Below are 17,339 nucleotides of genomic sequence, written 5' to 3'. Positions count from 1 at the left end.
TAAATTAAGATTATGGACAAAAAAGTCGGAGTCGGACTCGTCGGTTCTCAATTCATATCAAGTATACATGCCGATGCATTGAGCAGGGTATCGGATGCGGAGATTTTAGCGGTAATGTCTCCTACAAAAGGGCATGCCGAAAACTTTGCAGAAAAGTTCAACATTCCCAATCATTTTACGGATCTGGACAAAATGTTGGCAATGCCGCAAATTGATATGGTGGTCATTGGCGCACCCAACTATCTACACTGTGAGATTACTTTAAAGATAGCAAAGGCAGGCAAACATGTAGTGGTTGAAAAACCTTTGTGCATGAACTTAAAGGAAGCGGATTTAATGATCGATGCCTGTAAAAAAGCCAATGTAAAGCTCATGTATGCCGAAGAACTTTGTTTCGCCCCTAAATATGTACGTTTGAAGGCTTTATTGGACGAAGGAGCCCTTGGAGAGCCTGTGCTCTTCAAACAATCGGAAAAACACGATGGCCCTCACGCCGACCACTTTTGGGATATTGAACGCTCTGGAGGTGGGGTAACTATGGATATGGGCTGCCATGCCATCCAATTTTTTAGATGGCTACATCCTAAAAAAAACATTAAATCGGTATATGCCCAAATGATGACCAGTGTGCACGGCGATAAAACCGAAGGTGATGACAACTCCATTATTATTCTGGAATTCGAAGATGGTGTAACGGCCGTAATGGAAGAAAGCTGGACCAAACTCGGGGGCATGGACGATAAAGCCGAAATACATGGTTCTGAAGGAGTGGCCTACGCAGATATACTCCAAGGCAACTCAATCCAAACATACAGTAGCAAGGGAGTGGGCTATGCTGTGGAAAAGGCAGGAAACACCATTGGGTGGAGCTATACCATGTTTGAAGAGAGCTGGAACTATGGCTTCCCACAGGAATTTGAACATTTTGTGGATTGTGTCAAAAATGACAAACAGCCCTTGGTGACAGGGGAAGATGGAAAGGCTGTACTGGAAGTGATTCTTGCGGCCTATGAATCAGCGGGCACTGGAAAAAAAGTGCCACTTCCTTTCAAATCGGATGTGGACAAGCCCTATAAATTATGGAAGAAAGTATAGTGGTCATGTTCCCACTATTCCAAACAGATTAAAACATGGAAAGAAGAGATGCTTTAAAACTTACAGCCACCATTTTGGGAGGAAGTGTCATAGGAGCCCAATTCTTTTTGTCGGGCTGTGTTGTGCCCCCCAAGAAAAGGTCTGAAATTGTAACCAATGACGATGTTCACTTTCTTGATGAAATAGGCGAAACCATTCTTCCTGACACAGACGAGTCCCCTGGGGCAAAGGCAGCTCATATTGGAGCATTTATGAAAACAATCGTAAATGACTGTTATAGCAAAGATGAAGCCTTAATCTTTATCAGTGGTTTGGATAAAATCGAGGAAAGATCTATAGATGTATTTCGAGAATCATTTCTCTCTTTATCGAAAGAAAAAAAACTAAATCTACTTACCCAATTTGATGAGGAGGCCAAAAAAGCCACATCTTTGGAGAAGCCCCATTTTTTCACCATGCTCAAAGAGCTTACCGTTTGGGGTTATTTTACTTCTGAGATTGGTGCGACCCAAGCCCTTCGTTACAATCCAGTTCCCGGTAGATTTGAAGGCTGCATTCCCTATACAGGTGAAAGCGTTTGGATATCATGAACAACCAATTCTTTGAAGACTATGAAGCGATGAGCGCACATGCGGGCCATATTGTACTCTCAGAACTTAAAAGGAAAAAAAACCTTCGTATTTGTGCAGCTACCGGAAACTCCCCGACAGGAACCTACGAGTTTTTGGCAAGGCAATATTTGAATCGGCCAGAGCTTTTCGAAAAGCTCCATATTGTAAAATTGGATGAATGGGGCGGGCTACCCGATACAAACCCAGGTTCTTGTGAGTATTATTTGCAGGAACACCTTCTAAGTCCCTTGCATATTCCCAATGATCGATACACTGGTTTTATCACCAACCCACAAAATGCTTCGAAAGAGTGTAATAGGATTCAACAAAAGATTGAAAATGATGGTTTAATCGATTTGTGTATTTTGGGATTGGGGAAGAACGGACATATTGGCTTTAATGAGCCTGATTACCACTTGCAGCCATTTTGCCATGTGGCTCAACTTTCGGAGGCATCACAAAAGCATGGTATGGTTAAGGATTTGGATATAAAACCATCGTTCGGAATGACGCTGGGTATGCAAAACATCCTCTCTGCCAAAAGAATAATCCTCTTGATTTATGGAACGGGCAAAGAAGAAGTACGCTCCAAATTGAAGAAAAAAATCATAACTACCCAATTGCCTGCTACTTTCTTATGGCTTCACCCCAAGGTTGATTGTTTGCAAGTAAAAAGTACCTAGTGGCCCCTTAAGGGTTTGGATTGAATCGTTTATTTGAACTTTGTTGACAGGTTAGGCTGTCGGTACAATCTCTATTAGAATCTCATTTCCAACTTTATCGTAATATATACAGGTCATTCTACCAAGATTCACTTTCCATTTTTCGATTCCTGTTTCAGCACAATGTTGACAAAAGGTAAGATAATCCGTTTCTCCCTTTTGATGAATTCTTAAATACTTTTCAAATCCTTCCTTATCACAAAAATCAGCAATGATCAGCATATCATATTTTGCTTCAGATTTGGTTTGAAATCCATCTTTTCCAAAATATTGGGTATGACTATCAGTTACCCATGTTTCAAATGCGGTTACACCAATGTCTTTGATTTCTTGAATGTATTTTGGAAAATCAGCACCAGATTTAACCTTCTCATGTGCGGTTTCGATTTGCTCTATGGTAAACATTGTTTAAATTTTAGTTGTAAATGAATATCCGAGTTATTTTTACATAAACCGTAAACCTGTTCATCGTTTTTTTGAACTTTAGTTTTCCTTTTTAATTAATTTAGTAGTATCAACTTCCTTTCTACAACTTCAAAATCATCTAATAGGAACACCCTTGTTGCACTTATGTGTGTGCTTTGGGATTTCATATACAGATGAATTTGTTCGCTTGAATCATCAATCTTGAACGAAATCTTAAAAATATCCTTGAAGATCTGATTCTCGGTGTTAAACTTGATTTTAATTTCATTTTTTTCTTCTATTGGCTTCCAATCATATTTATCTCTTTTGCCAACTTTACTTGAAATTATGGGTGGTTTGAATTTGAAATCATTAAATGAAAGGATTGCCGCAATAACCTCAGGAGTAATATCAGTACCTTTATGTTCAATTTTATTTAAAACATAGCCGCCATCTAGTGTCTCCGCAATTTTCGCATCTTTTGATTTGCATCCTAGAAGACAAATTACAACAGTTAGTAGGACGGTATGGTTTAATTTTAGATGATTCTTCATCGTTTACTTGAACTTTAAACTTAATATTGTTCGTGCAGAAAGTTTATAAATTCATCCTTATCTTCATCTTCTTCACGACCAAGAAAATGGATAACGGCCAACCTTTCATTGCTGACATAGTATTGATGGCACTCCAACCGGTACTGAATATCATCCTCACCATCCGAGAACCATATCTCTATTTCAATCGGAGTACTGTAATCTACGCCTAGTTTCTCCAGTTCTCGAAGATTTTCATAAATACCGCTCGGAGTTTGATCATTGAGAAGGTTTCCGTCATCATCAAAAAGGTCTTCCTGCTCCCGCCGCCGCATGACCAAGTAAACCGTTTTATGATTTTCAACAAAATAAGCTCCGTCAATGGTTGCTTCCACCGTCTCTTCCCCATTGACAATCCTGGCAGTAATACGATTGGCAATCAAATCATTCCTTATCCAGTCCTCGACAATTTCCAATAGTATGCCAAAATTTACGCTTATTTTCTGCATGTATATTTGTACTTTTTAATCAGATAAATATCTGCTAAAGATGTCTTTTGAAATCTCTTACTTGTCCTAAAATGCGAACGACGAATATGCCCTTTTCAGTTGGTTCGTAAAAAATTGTGTGTGCCTTATAGTTGTATCTTCTAAGTAGAGCCGCAAATTCTGAAGCACTTCGGCCAAGATCGGGATTATCTGCCAGAGTTTGTAAAAATTGGTATAATTCGGTAACATAGATATGCGTCTGTGATTCACCCCAAGTTTCCAAGGTATAATCCACTATATCATCGATATCGTCATCCGCTTTGGACGATAAATAATATCTAGGCATTTCTGTTCTTTTTACGAACTATCGCAGCTTCAATAATTTCATCAACAGACCTGATTTTAGAATTTACGCCACTATCATAACCATCCTGTATGGCCGCCTTAGTGATTAGAAACTCCCTATTGCGCTCCTCATCCAATCGTATTAGATGTCGCATGTATTCACTATCGTTTGCGAAGCCACCATTCTTGATTTGTAATTTTATCCACTCTTCCTGGGCAGCAGTTATAGTTAATGATTTTCTTATTGTTGCCATAATAATAGTATTTACATACAATATACACATTATAACATATTATTGATGCAAATTTATTGAATATTTGTCAAACGGAATTATATCAGGAATGTTTTAGGAATCGTTTGTTTGAACTTTTCTTTGATTATAAAATTTGGCCAACTCTTTTCCAATAAAATAAAAACCCTTTATAACCAAAATTACAGCCGTTTTTAGCGAAGGCCACAGGTTGGTATATGGCTCATGCGTGAAAAATCGGCACGATTTTCCCGCCGAGACTTAAAGGTATGGAATAGCACATAACATTGTCCAGAAAATCATCCGCAATGTGTTGCACAGGCTTAAGTTATATACTGTTTTTATTTACCTGTTTTTTCATATTCAAATTCAGTCAATATTAAATTTTAATAAAAATATTTCTATTTTATGTTAGAAATAATTAATATTGTGTTAGAAATAAATAACATAACTATGAAAGAAAAAAAAATGGCTATAGTAAAGTTTACTGTGGCAGCCTTTATTTTGGGTTTAATGGGCTTTTGGATATTCAAGACAACCAAGCCATTTAATGAATTAGCCTACGGAACCATTGGAGTCATGCTGATAATAGTCGGATTTGTAATATATTCTGGCATTCAAGCGCTTAAGGATGCTAAATCGGGACTAAACGCTGAAGATGAACTCTCAAAAAAGATTACTCAAAAGGCTGCTTCCATGGCTTTTAGTATTTCGATTTATATGTGGTTGATCGGTATGTTTGCACTCGATATATTTTCTGTCGATTCAGTAAATAAAGCCAAATTGGTAATAGCGATTGGCATGATGGGTATGACCCTCATTTATATTTTTATTCGCTTATACCTTTCAAAAGTAGGTATAGATGACAACAAGGATTAAGGAACTTCGTGCCAAGGAAAATTTGACGCAAATTGAACTAGCTCAAAAAGTTGGAGTGCGCAGAGAAACTATTGTTTTTCTCGAGAAGGGGAAATATAATCCTTCCCTTAAATTGGCTTATGATATATCAAAGGTATTCAAAATGAGAATTGAAGATGTTTTCATTTTGGAATAAATGGAAAACAAAACCGAAGAGCCCTAATCGCATTTAACATAGGAATATAGTATAAATTTTTTACACGTGGAACCAAGTTAAGATATATTTGAAGTGTAATTGGTGGGCCCTTTGAATGGTTTATTTAAACTTTTATTTCTTAGATTCTTCATCAGGTGTCGGTGGATTTAGAATTCTAATATATGGATGTTCTCTCAATTTAATTTTCAATGGAAGACTATCTCCATTTTTTCTATTCAGCTCATTGAATGCCTTTGTTATTTTAATGAGTTGGTATTTTATTTTTTTCGCAGAAACTAAACTGTCTTGATAATAAAAGACTAATGCTTTATCTACACTTTTCGAATAGTTAAATTCTTGATTCGGATTTAGTATGTGATTTCGCAATATTGGCTGTAAACTGTCAAATCCCATTTCGATTTCGTCGTTTATAATTATTGAATCCTTTTGAATTGATACAACATTACTTAAATGATAATCAACAATATCCATTCTATTGGTGCATTCTTTGTAAACAATCAAATTAAATTCGGTTGAGTCGGTGCTGAATTTTAGTAAAGGTGCTTTACCAGCGCAAGCAATTTGTTCTGTTGTTTTAATAAGTTCGCCGTAGTTTTTTATTGAATCTAGATATATTTCTGTCAGAGAAGAATCCTTTTTAAAATATGAAACACGAGGATAATAGAATTCAGTTTTTTTGAATTGCGCTTTCACCTTTTTTGTTTCGCACTTATAAAACAAATTGGCAAGTATTAATATGAACACAATTCTTTTCAATGGTTAGCCTACTTATTCATTAAAATGCTTTCACAATCGTTTATTTGAACTTTATAAATGTAGGAATTTTCTATAAATACCTGTTCGGTCAAATTCCGAGGAGCTGTAGTTTTAAAGTTTATGAAATTTTAGAGACAATCAGATTCCAAATAACCATAGTGATGGAACGATTTTCTAACAGGCATAGAATCAAGAAAAAATTGAATAGACCTAATCCTATAACGAACAGTCCAGCCAAATAAACAGTAGCCCAGTCCTTCTTTCCTTTGTATTTTCTGTAATAGTATCTGATTACAAATATCAGGGCTATTTGATACAACACAAATTCAAATATCACCATTGGCTTGGACATCTTTTATTTAAACTTTTCAAGTTTCTGCATTTTATTCAGGAAGGGCTGAAAAGAACAAATAACTAAGATAAGCTACCAAACCCAGAGCAAAAACAAAGACTATTGAGTATAAAATAGCTTCATTTCTGGCAATTAATTTGGCTTCCATCCTTATTTCTTCTTTTATCCTGGCCAGCTCTTCAGGACTGATTTCTTTAAAAGCTAAATCTGTCTTATCGGATTTTTCATAAATGAGGTCCTTGAGTTCTCGGATGTTGCGCTTTTTTAACAGACTTCGATTCTGTTTGAGACTCAATATAGCACTGGCCATGCTGCCTTCACCACCCATACTTAATGATAACTATTGTTTTTGATCTTAAATTGCTACTCAAATTATGGCGCAAAACTTAAAATCGTTTATTGGAACTTTTATAAATGTAGGAATTTTCCATTTATAAAAAATTGAGTTTTCGGTGAAAGGAGGGAATAGTGGTCAATCGGTATTGAGAAATAGAACTTCAATGTAGGGGTAAAAAAGGGTCTAAATGGGAAACCAATTAAGTGTACGGAAAAAGTAAACTATCTAGAATCAGTGGACTCGTTTTGCAATGAAAGTTCAATTAAACGGTGGGTAAATGAACCATATTCGAATTGAAAATCACGGCAAGCGTGCTTGTATAAAGAATAAAAGTTCCTAATGGCTCATTGTTTTTGAAATAACCCCTTGACCTCCAAATGTATCCTTTGAAAGTTTGCAGCTATTTCAGGGCTATCTGATTTGTAAGTAGGCTCAGGCAATTCCCTTTCAACCCTAGGCACTGGAAACCGTACCTTTCTGTCCTTCCCGTCCGAAAAGGCGATAAACTCGCCCTGCCGCAACCGAAAGAATTCCTCTGACCGTACCTTGCCCACTTCCCGTTCGATGTTGGTGATCCGGGTATCCGGAGATAGAAAATCCGCCTTTTTGCTCACACTGCGGATGGGTCTTTTGACCAGTTCGAAGAAACGTTCGTAATAGTACGCGGTATCCGGGTCGTTGGCCTTACCAAAGAACTGATAGGACAGGTTGGAGAGGATGGCCCGACTGGCCTTGTCCCCATACATCATATCGTTCTGCGCCTTGTCCTGCATCACGTAGACCGTGGTAATGTCATAGCTACGGAGCGTGGCCGGGATACGGTGCATATTGAGCAAGCGAATGGTCGGCGCCTCTTCCATCAATACAAACGAATGCCGCTGCCCACGTAGGCTCATCTGTTTGGTCACGGTATGGAGGATGGTGGCAATGATGGGGGAGTAGGCGGTTTCAAATTTGGGATGGTTGACAATGGACAGGATAGCAGGGTGGTCGGGGTTATTGATATCCAGGTCCACTTCATCAGCCGAAAGGGCCATAAAGATACGTTGGGTACTGATTTTTTTCAGGGCATTGGCCAGGGTGGAGAGCACCCCTGCGGTCTGACGTTCGGAGGCCCTGCCGGCAATAAAAGCATCGGCCATGGCCTTGGCCACCAGATCTTGGCCCAGCCATTGGATGAGATGGTCCGGTTCCAACAACTGGTATACAGCGATCAAATGGGGGAGGGTACAGTAGTTGGGATGATGGGTGCGGAGCATCCAGATCAACCCGCCTAATAGTCCTTCCACGGCATCATTAAAGAACTTGGAGGAACCTTGGGAAACGGACTCCCGCTGTTCGAGCAGGTTTTCCAAAAGGACACGGGAGACCCCGTTCACACTTTCCTCATCGGGCAGGTAACGGGGCGCAATCGGATTCACCCGTTTGTGGATGGTGTCAAAGGACACGATATGGAATGGTATTTCTTGTCCTTGAAATAAGGGATACGCCAGTTCGGTGATCTCAAAATGTTTGTAGTCATGGATGACCCCACAGAACCCATGTTTCTGAAAATGCTGCAACAAGGCATAGACCACGGATTCTGTCTTGCCACTCCCTGCGGACCCGATAATGGAGATGCCCCGTCGGATGTTACTTAAGGTCAGGGAACCACTTCGCAACCGAAGACGTGCCCGGTATTTTGGCGCTATGGAAGATTCGGTATGCTGATGGTCAAACGCTAGGCCCAACACCATGCTCAAAAACATCGCGGGGAGAACCGCATATAGCAATAAGTGCACCGCTACTGTCCAACCCATAAGGAAAACAAGCAGTACCCCTTCCAAGAGGAAGAGCCCCAACAATACGATAAAGCCCCATCGATGGACATACTGGAACAGGAAGATGCCCAGCCCCAAAACAGGATATAGAGTCCACCAATGGTCGGTGAAAAAGGTTTCAAGATGGTCAAGGAATTCCATTGTCATAGCGGTCAGATTTCAATGGAACTGGCCTTTCTGGCCAGGGCAGCGGCCTTTTGTAATTGGGCGAGGGTCTTTCGTGCCACGGCCACCTTACTTTTGGGAATATTGGGCAGTGGCACTTTGGCCCCGGTCTTGGATAGTAGCTTTAGCGCTACGGCCCTTTTGGAAGCCGGTAGTCCCATTACTTTGGAAAAATAGGCCTTGGGGTCCTTGTCCATGGTCTTCCGGGCATTGTAGGATTCCACATAGTTACGGTTGTATTGGAACATCCGGTCAAAGGTCTTTTCTGCCTTTTGAAAGAATTCATCCCTACGAAAGCCCCGTTTGACGGTCTGCCCGTGGAGTTGGGCCTGGGATTCCCGATAACTACTCCCTGGGGAGAGGCTCAGCTTGTTGGTCACATCCTTACGGCTCATCACAATATGCACATGGGTCTGTGTGCCCGGTTTTTGCATCCCTTCCTCGATGGGTTTACCATCCAGTTTGTGCGGCATTTGTTTGTGGAGCCGGTCGATATCCCGTTGGATGTGTTCGGGATTTCCTTGAAGTGCCCCGCGATTGACCTTGACCAGGTCGTTCCGGAGTTTGGCGATCTGTGCCCGATAGGGACGGTTTTCCCGGATTTCCCGGTCCCTTCCGGAATAGGTGCGCTGCTTTTCGATCTTGGCAAAATACTTGAGCTGTTCCACCCTGACGGCCTCCTGGCGATAGAAGGACGCCGCATAATCTTTCATGACCTCCCGGACGTAGGCCTTGAGCTTTTCGGGGTCGTTTTGGATGGCGGCCAGTTCCCGCTGACTGGGATTGATGGTCAGGGAATAGAACTTGGGCTCGTTTTGCTTGAGACGGTCCGTATTGGCATCGATTTCCTGGACCACGGTCTTGGGGTCGATCTGATCCTCTTGCTGGTTAAAGAAGAATTCCTGTTGATCAGGGGTGAGTTCCTTGTTTTCCTTTTCCAGATAGTCCACAAAGTCCGCTGCACTTTGGGAAAAGGTCTCGCCTAGATGTTGTCGTGTGATGGTGATGTACATAGCTATGGTATTTTAAAATGTTCTTTAAAGGCTTTCCATTCGGAAAGGGTCATCTCCAATTGGAGCCGGGGAGGACCGAGAGCAGGTCGAATGATCTTTACCCGCTTTAGGAGCTGTTCGCTGATCTGTGTTTTGATCAGTATCAATTCTTGCTCCAATAGTTGGCGTTGTTTGCGTTCCTCGAGCAGGGCAAATTCGGTATCGAGGTCCATGCCCTGGATCTCTGGAATAATCAATTCCGTTTTCATGGCATCCCCTTTCTTTTTGGATGCCGGGGTAGGCCCTCCTTCAAAAAGCAGTTCCATCATGGCCTTGGTCGGGAGTACCCCATGTTTTTCGAGATCCTTGATAATGGCTATAGTGGCGTTGTTCCGTTTGGCGGTAAAGTCGCGGAACTTTTGGAGGAAGTCCATGATCAGTCCCATGCGCTTGCCCAGATTTTCGTGAGGGGAAATTTCATTGTACTTAAAGAAATCGAGCATCCCCGCCAGGGCCAGGGTATGGGTCTTGTAGTACATGCGCGAAAAGGACTGGAACCGTCTTGCGGTCTCCTTTTTGAAGCGTATGTTGCTAAAACCTTCAGTTTCCATGGTGGTTTTTGATTTGGATTTGCCGCAAATCCGGGCCTGTTTATGGGGGTTTCGGGGACATTTGCCGCAAATCCTTGCCTCCAAAGGCCTTTGTTTAATCACTTTTTTGACAATAAATCACTATAAAACAGTGGGTTATTTGAAAACCAATGCATGCAACACCGGCTGGCCGTGTTGCCCTCTTGCTCTTCTTTATTGTGCGCAGCACAAAAATCATCGCCAAGTCCAAGGTATTTTGGAAGTACCGTTGAAAGAAAAGAACCCAAAACTTTAAGAAGACCAGGGATATGGAATTGCGGAGTCTTTACTATTTCTGTGAATATGCTGGATTTTTCACAATGAAGATTGAATGCTTCGGGATGGTCATACCATTGAAAAAAAGAAAATGGTTCTAAAAATAGCTATTGTGAAAGCCATTTGGTTTTTGTTTTACATAGCGGTATTGCCTGGTCGTATGTAATAAAAAACCACTCCGTAAGGAGTGGCTGTTTTGCTTTTATCAGGATAAACGCAAGGGAAAGGAACGGAAATCAAAGCAGCCCGTTATCTGAAAAGCTGAAGTACTCCCCATTGGGCACGATGATCAGGTGGTCGAGCACTTTTACATCGAACAGTTCGGCCGCCCGTCGGATCTTTACGGTCAGGAGTTTGTCCTGTTGGCTGGGTTTGAGGTTGCCCGAGGGATGGTTATGAGCAAGGATAATGCCCACGCTCAAGGTCTTGAGCACCACACCAAAGAGGATGCGTAGATCTACAATGGTACCCGTGATGCCCCCATCGGAGACTTGATAGGTGCCTTTGACCCGATTGGAATTATTGAGCAAAAGGATTTTAAAGGATTCTTTGAGCGCTAGGGTATCTGGGTCCCAATGCGCATATAAAAGTTGGGACACCTCCTGGGATGAGGTGAGTTGGGGACTGTCGGCAACGCTTTTATGCTCCCGGTAACTGATTTTTATTTCATTAACTTTGAATGTCATTTTTCTGGAATTAAAGGGTTAGAAAGATGATAGAGGGGATGTTCTACAGGGTTGTAAGGTCATCCCCTCGACCATTTTAATACTCGGAGGGCAACAGCAGGGTATTGTCCACAAAAAAGAGTTGGAGTTGATGCAAAGGAAAATCCGTGATATGGTACCGTTGTTCGGTGAACACGGTTCCGTTTCCATCGCTATAGGCGATAATGGCATCATAGCCGTGGGTCTCCGCTTCGGCTTGGGTGTAGCGTTTAAAGTCGATGGTAATAAACCGACTTTTGGACATGAGGCTCTTGCCCATGACGGAGGCATCGGTGAGCAGCCAAAAAGCATTGGCGGAAGTGGCCAAGAATTGGATACCCTCGGTATAGCGTGTTCTGCAAAGGGGCAGGGCAAAAAGCTGTTGTGAGCCGTGAAACTGCTCCAACTGTTCTTTGAGGTATTGGGTGTCTGTTTCCATGTTAGAGGTTTTGGATTGAACAAAAGAGAAAAGAAGGGATGCCCGTGATGGACACCCCTTTGGGGGCTAGGCATCCTTTTTGGTGGATGTCCTTTTGGAGCTATTTGGCTTTTCGTCGCTGGCTTTGGCCGTGTCATTGGTCGGCTTGGAGCCCATCAAAAGGACTTCATCGGCCACGACCTCGGTCACATAGCGCTGGTTCCCGTCCTCGGTGGTATAGCTGCGGGTCTTGATCTTGCCGCGGATACCGATCTCACTGCCCTTAGCCGTGTACTTTTCAAGGATATCGGCCGTCTTGCCCCAGGCCACGACCTGGTGCCAGTCCGTGTTCTGGACCTTTTCCCCTTTGGTGTTGGTATAATACTCATTGGTGGCCATGGGAAAGTTGGCCACTTTGCGATCTCCCTCAAGGAGTGTGATCTTGGGGTCTTCCCCCACATTTCCGATTAACTGAACCTGATTTCTGAAATTGCTCATAATTGAAAGGATTTATGCCCAAAGCGGGCGGTTAAAAAATAATTGAATACATCTTGAAGGAACCGAACCGTTTCCCCAGTACCCACAGCACAAAGGCCGCAGGCAACAGATTTACTTATGGTATCCACAGCGTCTTCCTTTTTTTGATTCTTTTGTGCTGCTTCCGATAAATGGGATGTGTACGATTCCATGGTATGAGGTTTTGATTTACTTCCAGTAGTGCCATCGCTGTCACCTTTTTTTGATGCTGAACCGGGAACAACATCCCTGCTTGTGCAAGCCGTATAAAAAAGAAACCCCACGAAGGTGGGGTCTGGCTTTATGCCGGCTACAAGTAGGGATGTTGTTGTTTTGCCTTCAAAAAAAGAAGGCAGTAGATACACTTAGGAAAACCAAAAGCGAAACGAGGGAAGTTCACGCTCCCATGGGAGCGGCACAAAGTATATAACAAAACTCTTTATTTGCTATATATGTGGATGAGCCATACGTTTAAGGCTACCAAAAACGTAACATTTGAGCCACCCAATATTTGGTTGTAGCCAGTTAAAATTCAGATTTTTGTGATGGTATTGAGGATGCTCGATTTTGTCGGGCGAGGGTGTTATGCTATGGCTAACCTTTCCAAAGAACCAAGGCTGTATTTTTTACAATAAGCTACAGTACCTTTGTTTCCCAATTGTTTCCAGATTTCCATAGTAAACTTTCAGCATGAAAATATTAGTAATAGAGGACGAGATTCAATTGCTCAAGAACATCAAAGAATCCTTGGAAAAGGAAAACTTCCTAGTTGAGACGGCGATGGGTTTTGAGACGGCGATGGAAAAAGCCATGGTCTACGCATATGACTGTATCTTATTGGACATTATGTTGCCCAATGGTAGCGGTCTGGATATTTTGGACGGACTTAAAAAAGAGGGCAAACAAGAAAATGTCATTATAATATCTGCCAAGGATTCACTCGATGATAAATTGAAAGGACTCGATCTTGGGGCTGACGATTATCTCACCAAACCATTTCATTTGGCCGAGCTCAACGCCCGTATCAAGGCTGTCCTGCGGAGGAAGGACCTTGATGGGAGCAGGTTCATGGAGCTGGGCAATACCAAATTAAATATTGAGAATCGGCAATTTTTAGTGGATGGAACGCCCATCCCCCTTAATCGGAAGGAGTTTGATATCCTGAACTATTTCATGTTGAACAAATCACGTTTGGTCACCAAAAATGCCTTGGCAGAACATGTTTGGGGCGATAACAGCGATCAAGCGGACAACTTTGATTTTGTCTATTATCAAATAAAGAACCTTCGTAAAAGACTGTTGGAAAGCAAGTCCGGACTGGAAATCGATTCCGTTTACGGGGTTGGATACAAACTGATCGTAAAATGAAACTGCTCAATAAATCGATATCCTATCTTTCCCTGTCCATTTTGGCTATTGTGACCCTATGGGCGATCATCTTTTATGTTAACATGCTCCAGGAGATCAAGAGCAGTATTGATGAGGGGTTGGAAAATTACAAACGCCTGATCATTAAAAATGCGGAGCATGATCCCAGTATACTGACCAAGAATTATTTTGACGAAAGTTTTTTTACCATCCATCCAATCGAGAAACAGGAAGCGCTGGCGTTTAAGGACCAATATCTCGATACGATCATAGCCATGCAAGATGCAGATGACCAGGCCCTGGAACCAGAACCCGTCAGGATGTTGGTATCTGCTTTTGAGTCCAATGGAAAATTTTATCGGCTCAAAGTTGCCAATTCCATGGTCGAGGAAGATGACCTGATCGGGGAACTGCTCTGGGATGTTGTCTGGCTTTATCTTGTTTTGATCATAGGGATTTTGGTCATCAACAATATCGTCCTCAAAAAGTTGTGGCATCCATTCTATAGTTTGTTGGCACAGTTAAAAAGCTTCCGCTTAGGGACTTCCCATGAGCTTGTCCGAACCAACACCACCGTTAAGGAGTTTATGGATCTCGAAAGTTCGATGAACCATCTTTTGCAGCAAAACATCAATGCATTCGAACGGCAAAAAGAGTTTGTGGGCAATGCTTCCCATGAGTTGCAAACTCCATTGGCCATAATCACCAACAAATTGGAATTGCTTTTGGAAAATGCTTGGGTAAACGCAAAAGAGGCCGAAAGCATGTCCGAAATTTACCAGATTGTGCAGCGATTGATCCGTCTCAACAACTCCTTGCTTTTGCTGACCAAAATTGAAAACAAGCAGTTTTTTGACAATCGGTTGGTTTCCATCAATGAAACGGTCGACCAATGTGTCAGGGATTTGGAGGATATGGCAACATTCAGGAAAATAAAGATTACGGTCAATGCAATCTCCCCATTGAAGACCTATGTGGATATTTACTTGGCCAACATATTGGTCGGTAACTTGGTCAAGAATGCAGTCCATCACACAAGTGGGAAGGGAAATATCATTATCCATATTACCGAAGCGAAGTTGCAGGTCCAAAATACCGCAGCCGATGGCCCATTGGAAGGGGAATTGATTTTTTCAAGATTTTATGGGTCTAGAAAGGAAACGGGCCGATCCGGGCTGGGACTGTCCATTGTCAGGGCCATTGCAGACCTGTACGGTCACCGTGTCCAGTATGGTTTTGACCATGGGATGCACAGCTTTGAAATCTTTTTTTCCCCTAATAAGCCTTCCAAAACATAGAATTCCCATTTCTTTCCAAATTCAGGAAGTTGCTTTGCGGTATAAATTAAAATGTATACCATATGAAAAAGCAAGTATTGCTGTTGGGTACACTTCTAGGTATCCAATTATTGGGCCATGGGCAAGATATCCCCCAAAATGAAGTTCCCTCGGTCATCGTGAACCAATTCAATGTACAATTTCCCAAAGCGACGGATATCGAATGGGAATTGGATGGGCACCACTATCAGGTCGAGTTTGAGACCGGTTGGAACATAGCGCATACGGTCTGGTACGATCGGGAAGGGAAGATGGCAAAGCACAAGGAAGATGTTACCACAAAAGACCTGTCCAATGCAGTGGTGCAAACAATCAATTCGGAGTTCAACACGTATACTTTGGATGATATCGAGCGTATTACTGAAAATGGAAAAGTGGTATACCGTATCGAGCTCAATTCCTTGACACACCAAGATTGGGAGGTCATTTTGGATGGAGATGGCAAGGTATTAAGCAAAAAGGTGGATTGATGCGAAAATTTCAGTTCATGCTGCTGCTGTTTGTGCTGCAAAATACACTTTGGGCACAATCCGATGGTAAAGTCTCCAATTGGTATGATAATATTCACATCGGGGGGTATATGCAACTGCGTTATGACAACCTTTTCGAGACCAATGAGAATTTGGACTGCGAACAATGTGATGAAAATTGGGGATTGGAAGGTGGTGGTCTATCATTCAGGCGTTTACGGTTTAAAATAAAGGGCCAAATCACACCACGCATTTTCTTTTACTTTCAACCGGACTTCGCAAAGTCCATAGGGGAAGAACACCATGTGGGACGGTTAAAGGATGCCTATATCGATGTCGGATTGGACAGCAAAAATGAGTATCGCATCCGTATAGGACAGAGTAAGGTGCCCTTTGGTTTTGAGAACATGCAGTCCAGTAGCAATAGGTTGCCATTGGACCGGGATGATGCCCTGAACAGTGCGGTCAAGGATGAAAGAGATCTCGGCGTGTTCTTTTATTGGGCCACTAAGGAGAAAAGACAGTTGATCAAGGAACTGCGCAAGGCAGGATTGAGTGGAGGGGATTTTGGATTGATCGCACTGGGGTTCTATAATGGGCAAACGGCCAATCATTTTGACCAGAACAATGAGTTTCATGTGGTGTCCCGTTTTTCCTATCCCTTGGAATTGGGCCATCAGGTGATCGAACCGGGCATTCAGGCCTATACGGGGAAATATGTGGTCACCGAGCATAGTTCGTCCATTGCTGTGGACACCGAAGGCTATCTTGATCAAAGGGCGGCAGTATCGTTCGTATTGTATCCAAGACCTTTCGGAATCCAGGCAGAATACAATGTGGGAAAGGGGCCCGAATATGATAAAGCGACCAACACCATACAGGTCAAACCACTCCAAGGAGGATATGCCACCTTTTCGTATTATGTTGAAAAATGGGGCCAGAAGTTCTATCCCTTTGTACGCTTACAATACTATGATGGAGGAAAGAAGCACGAGTTGGATGCAAGAAGTTATGATGTTCACGATGCAGAGGTCGGATTGGAATGGCATCCCTTTCCCCATTTTGAATTTTTGGCGGAGTATACCTATTCGGATCGTAGGTACGAGGATTTTACAAATACAGCGAACCATCAAAAAGGTAGCCTGTTCAGGGTTCAGGCACAGCTGAAGTTCTAGTCAATGTGGGTTTAATTTGGTCTTTCCCGGAATCGGGATGCCCTAACCCCATTTGTTTTAAATGGCCCCGGTTGGATGACGGGGCCATTGTGCAATGATAACGTATAAAAGTCCAGGGCATGTTTTATCTCGCTTTCCCATTTTTTGATCAAGTCCAATTTTTGTGGAATCGTTTATTTGAACTTTTATAAAGGTTACCTTATCGTCCGCTTCAATTATCTCCAAAATCCTTCTAATGAATTGCGGCTTAATTTAAATATTCGATTGGGTTTATAGAGTTGCAATGGATTCATGCGACAGCACCCAGTTTCTTGTTTTACTAAACTTTAGATAATTAACAGAAAGTCGTTAAAAATCAGTAAACGTTGTTAAACTCTTATTACATGACATTTTTTTGATATTCTTGAAGGCATATACAAATCAACAGAACAAGAAATCATGTCCGTATCACCGTCCGCCGACGTTATTGCGTCGCTTGAAAAATTAAACCTCAACCCCA

At 42.1% G+C, this 17,339-nt stretch carries 23 protein-coding genes; 9 read left to right on the top strand and 14 right to left on the bottom strand.

Translation table 11 applies throughout. The features are described from left to right. Positions 1–12 precede the first annotated feature (12 nt). The 3 genes from K1F36_RS18820 to K1F36_RS18810 are packed head-to-tail and all read left to right on the top strand — an operon-like array spanning position 13 to position 2,389. Positions 13–1,095 carry a Gfo/Idh/MocA family protein gene (locus K1F36_RS18820; RefSeq protein WP_220115168.1) on the top strand — a complete coding sequence of 361 codons (1,083 nt, stop codon included), beginning with the start codon at positions 13–15 and terminating at the stop codon, positions 1,093–1,095. Positions 1,096–1,130: 35 nt separating this feature from the next. After that, complete coding sequence (locus K1F36_RS18815; protein WP_220115167.1) at positions 1,131–1,685, top strand: gluconate 2-dehydrogenase subunit 3 family protein; 555 nt, start codon at positions 1,131–1,133, stop codon at positions 1,683–1,685. Then, positions 1,682–2,389 (top strand): galactosamine-6-phosphate isomerase, encoded by a 708-nt coding sequence (locus K1F36_RS18810; RefSeq protein WP_220115166.1) that lies wholly within the window; start codon positions 1,682–1,684, stop codon positions 2,387–2,389. The genes K1F36_RS18815 and K1F36_RS18810 overlap by 4 nt, the downstream gene beginning before the upstream one ends. 51 nt (positions 2,390–2,440) lie before the next feature. Here K1F36_RS18810 and K1F36_RS18805 read toward each other — a convergent pair whose 3' ends face one another. The 5 genes from K1F36_RS18805 to K1F36_RS18785 form a co-directional block, all read right to left on the bottom strand. Further along, entirely contained in the window at positions 2,441–2,833 is a 393-nt protein-coding gene (locus K1F36_RS18805) for a DUF1398 domain-containing protein (RefSeq protein ID WP_220115165.1), read from the bottom strand. A gap of 95 nt (positions 2,834–2,928) precedes the next feature. After that, entirely contained in the window at positions 2,929–3,387 is a 459-nt protein-coding gene (locus K1F36_RS18800; protein ID WP_220115164.1) for a hypothetical protein, read from the bottom strand. Positions 3,388–3,407: 20 nt separating this feature from the next. Continuing rightward, positions 3,408–3,875, bottom strand: coding sequence for a hypothetical protein (locus tag K1F36_RS18795; RefSeq protein ID WP_220115163.1), 468 nt, complete (start codon positions 3,873–3,875; stop codon positions 3,408–3,410). 34 nt (positions 3,876–3,909) lie between these two features. Then, the gene (locus K1F36_RS18790) at positions 3,910–4,200 is read right to left on the bottom strand and encodes a type II toxin-antitoxin system RelE/ParE family toxin (RefSeq protein ID WP_151890667.1); all 291 of its coding nucleotides are present in this window, start codon (positions 4,198–4,200) and stop codon (positions 3,910–3,912) included. After that, complete coding sequence (locus tag K1F36_RS18785) at positions 4,193–4,453, bottom strand: ribbon-helix-helix domain-containing protein (protein WP_220115162.1); 261 nt, start codon at positions 4,451–4,453, stop codon at positions 4,193–4,195. The genes K1F36_RS18790 and K1F36_RS18785 overlap by 8 nt, the downstream gene beginning before the upstream one ends. Before the next feature lie 450 nt (positions 4,454–4,903). Here K1F36_RS18785 and K1F36_RS18780 point away from each other — a divergent pair, with 450 nt between their 5' ends. Further along, positions 4,904–5,329, top strand: a complete 426-nt coding sequence (locus K1F36_RS18780) for a DUF2178 domain-containing protein (protein WP_220115161.1) — start codon at positions 4,904–4,906, stop codon at positions 5,327–5,329. Then, positions 5,313–5,504 carry a helix-turn-helix transcriptional regulator gene (locus K1F36_RS18775; protein WP_220115160.1) on the top strand — a complete coding sequence of 64 codons (192 nt, stop codon included), beginning with the start codon at positions 5,313–5,315 and terminating at the stop codon, positions 5,502–5,504. The genes K1F36_RS18780 and K1F36_RS18775 overlap by 17 nt, the downstream gene beginning before the upstream one ends. Positions 5,505–5,636: 132 nt before the next feature. Here the strand turns inward: K1F36_RS18775 and K1F36_RS18770 are convergent, their stop codons facing one another. The 9 genes from K1F36_RS18770 to K1F36_RS18730 form a co-directional block, all read right to left on the bottom strand. Then, the gene (locus tag K1F36_RS18770; RefSeq protein WP_220115159.1) at positions 5,637–6,218 is read right to left on the bottom strand and encodes a hypothetical protein; all 582 of its coding nucleotides are present in this window, start codon (positions 6,216–6,218) and stop codon (positions 5,637–5,639) included. A gap of 446 nt (positions 6,219–6,664) precedes the next feature. Continuing rightward, the gene (locus tag K1F36_RS18765) at positions 6,665–6,961 is read right to left on the bottom strand and encodes a hypothetical protein (protein WP_220115158.1); all 297 of its coding nucleotides are present in this window, start codon (positions 6,959–6,961) and stop codon (positions 6,665–6,667) included. Between the two features lie 353 nt (positions 6,962–7,314). Further along, complete coding sequence (locus tag K1F36_RS18760) at positions 7,315–8,937, bottom strand: type IV secretory system conjugative DNA transfer family protein (protein ID WP_375587413.1); 1,623 nt, start codon at positions 8,935–8,937, stop codon at positions 7,315–7,317. Between the two features lie 5 nt (positions 8,938–8,942). Further along, entirely contained in the window at positions 8,943–9,968 is a 1,026-nt protein-coding gene (mobB, locus tag K1F36_RS18755; protein ID WP_220115157.1) for a MobB family relaxase, read from the bottom strand. Positions 9,969–9,970: 2 nt separating this feature from the next. Then, positions 9,971–10,558 (bottom strand): BfmA/BtgA family mobilization protein, encoded by a 588-nt coding sequence (locus tag K1F36_RS18750; protein ID WP_220115156.1) that lies wholly within the window; start codon positions 10,556–10,558, stop codon positions 9,971–9,973. A 530-nt stretch (positions 10,559–11,088) separates the two neighbouring features. Beyond that, a complete protein-coding gene (locus K1F36_RS18745; RefSeq protein ID WP_220115155.1) occupies positions 11,089–11,538 on the bottom strand; it encodes a JAB domain-containing protein in 450 nt (149 codons plus the stop codon). Positions 11,539–11,614: 76 nt separating this feature from the next. Next, complete coding sequence (locus K1F36_RS18740) at positions 11,615–11,995, bottom strand: DUF6876 family protein (RefSeq protein WP_220115154.1); 381 nt, start codon at positions 11,993–11,995, stop codon at positions 11,615–11,617. Positions 11,996–12,061: 66 nt separating this feature from the next. Next, on the bottom strand, positions 12,062–12,472 hold the full coding sequence (locus K1F36_RS18735; protein WP_220115153.1) for a single-stranded DNA-binding protein: 411 nt from the start codon (positions 12,470–12,472) through the stop codon (positions 12,062–12,064). Beyond that, positions 12,469–12,663, bottom strand: a complete 195-nt coding sequence (locus K1F36_RS18730) for a hypothetical protein (RefSeq protein WP_220115152.1) — start codon at positions 12,661–12,663, stop codon at positions 12,469–12,471. Before K1F36_RS18730 ends, K1F36_RS18735 begins: the two co-directional genes overlap by 4 nt. Before the next feature lie 517 nt (positions 12,664–13,180). Between K1F36_RS18730 and K1F36_RS18725 the strand changes: the two genes are divergently transcribed. The 4 genes from K1F36_RS18725 to K1F36_RS18710 all read left to right on the top strand — a co-directional run bounded on the left by K1F36_RS18725 (position 13,181) and on the right by K1F36_RS18710 (position 16,840). Further along, positions 13,181–13,858: a response regulator transcription factor gene (locus K1F36_RS18725; protein ID WP_220115151.1), complete on the top strand. Its 678-nt coding sequence runs from the start codon at positions 13,181–13,183 to the stop codon at positions 13,856–13,858. Beyond that, positions 13,855–15,156, top strand: coding sequence for a sensor histidine kinase (locus K1F36_RS18720; RefSeq protein WP_220115150.1), 1,302 nt, complete (start codon positions 13,855–13,857; stop codon positions 15,154–15,156). Before K1F36_RS18725 ends, K1F36_RS18720 begins: the two co-directional genes overlap by 4 nt. 62 nt (positions 15,157–15,218) lie before the next feature. Further along, positions 15,219–15,665 carry a PepSY-like domain-containing protein gene (locus tag K1F36_RS18715; protein ID WP_220115149.1) on the top strand — a complete coding sequence of 149 codons (447 nt, stop codon included), beginning with the start codon at positions 15,219–15,221 and terminating at the stop codon, positions 15,663–15,665. After that, positions 15,665–16,840, top strand: a complete 1,176-nt coding sequence (locus K1F36_RS18710) for a porin (RefSeq protein WP_220115148.1) — start codon at positions 15,665–15,667, stop codon at positions 16,838–16,840. Before K1F36_RS18715 ends, K1F36_RS18710 begins: the two co-directional genes overlap by 1 nt. The last annotated feature ends 499 nt before the right edge of the window (positions 16,841–17,339 follow it).

Source organism: Flagellimonas abyssi, assembly GCF_019457905.1.
GTDB lineage: Bacteria > Bacteroidota > Bacteroidia > Flavobacteriales > Flavobacteriaceae > Flagellimonas > Flagellimonas abyssi.
The sequence above is the reverse complement of the archived record's forward strand: the minus strand, read 5'-3'. Positions and strand labels throughout refer to the sequence as shown.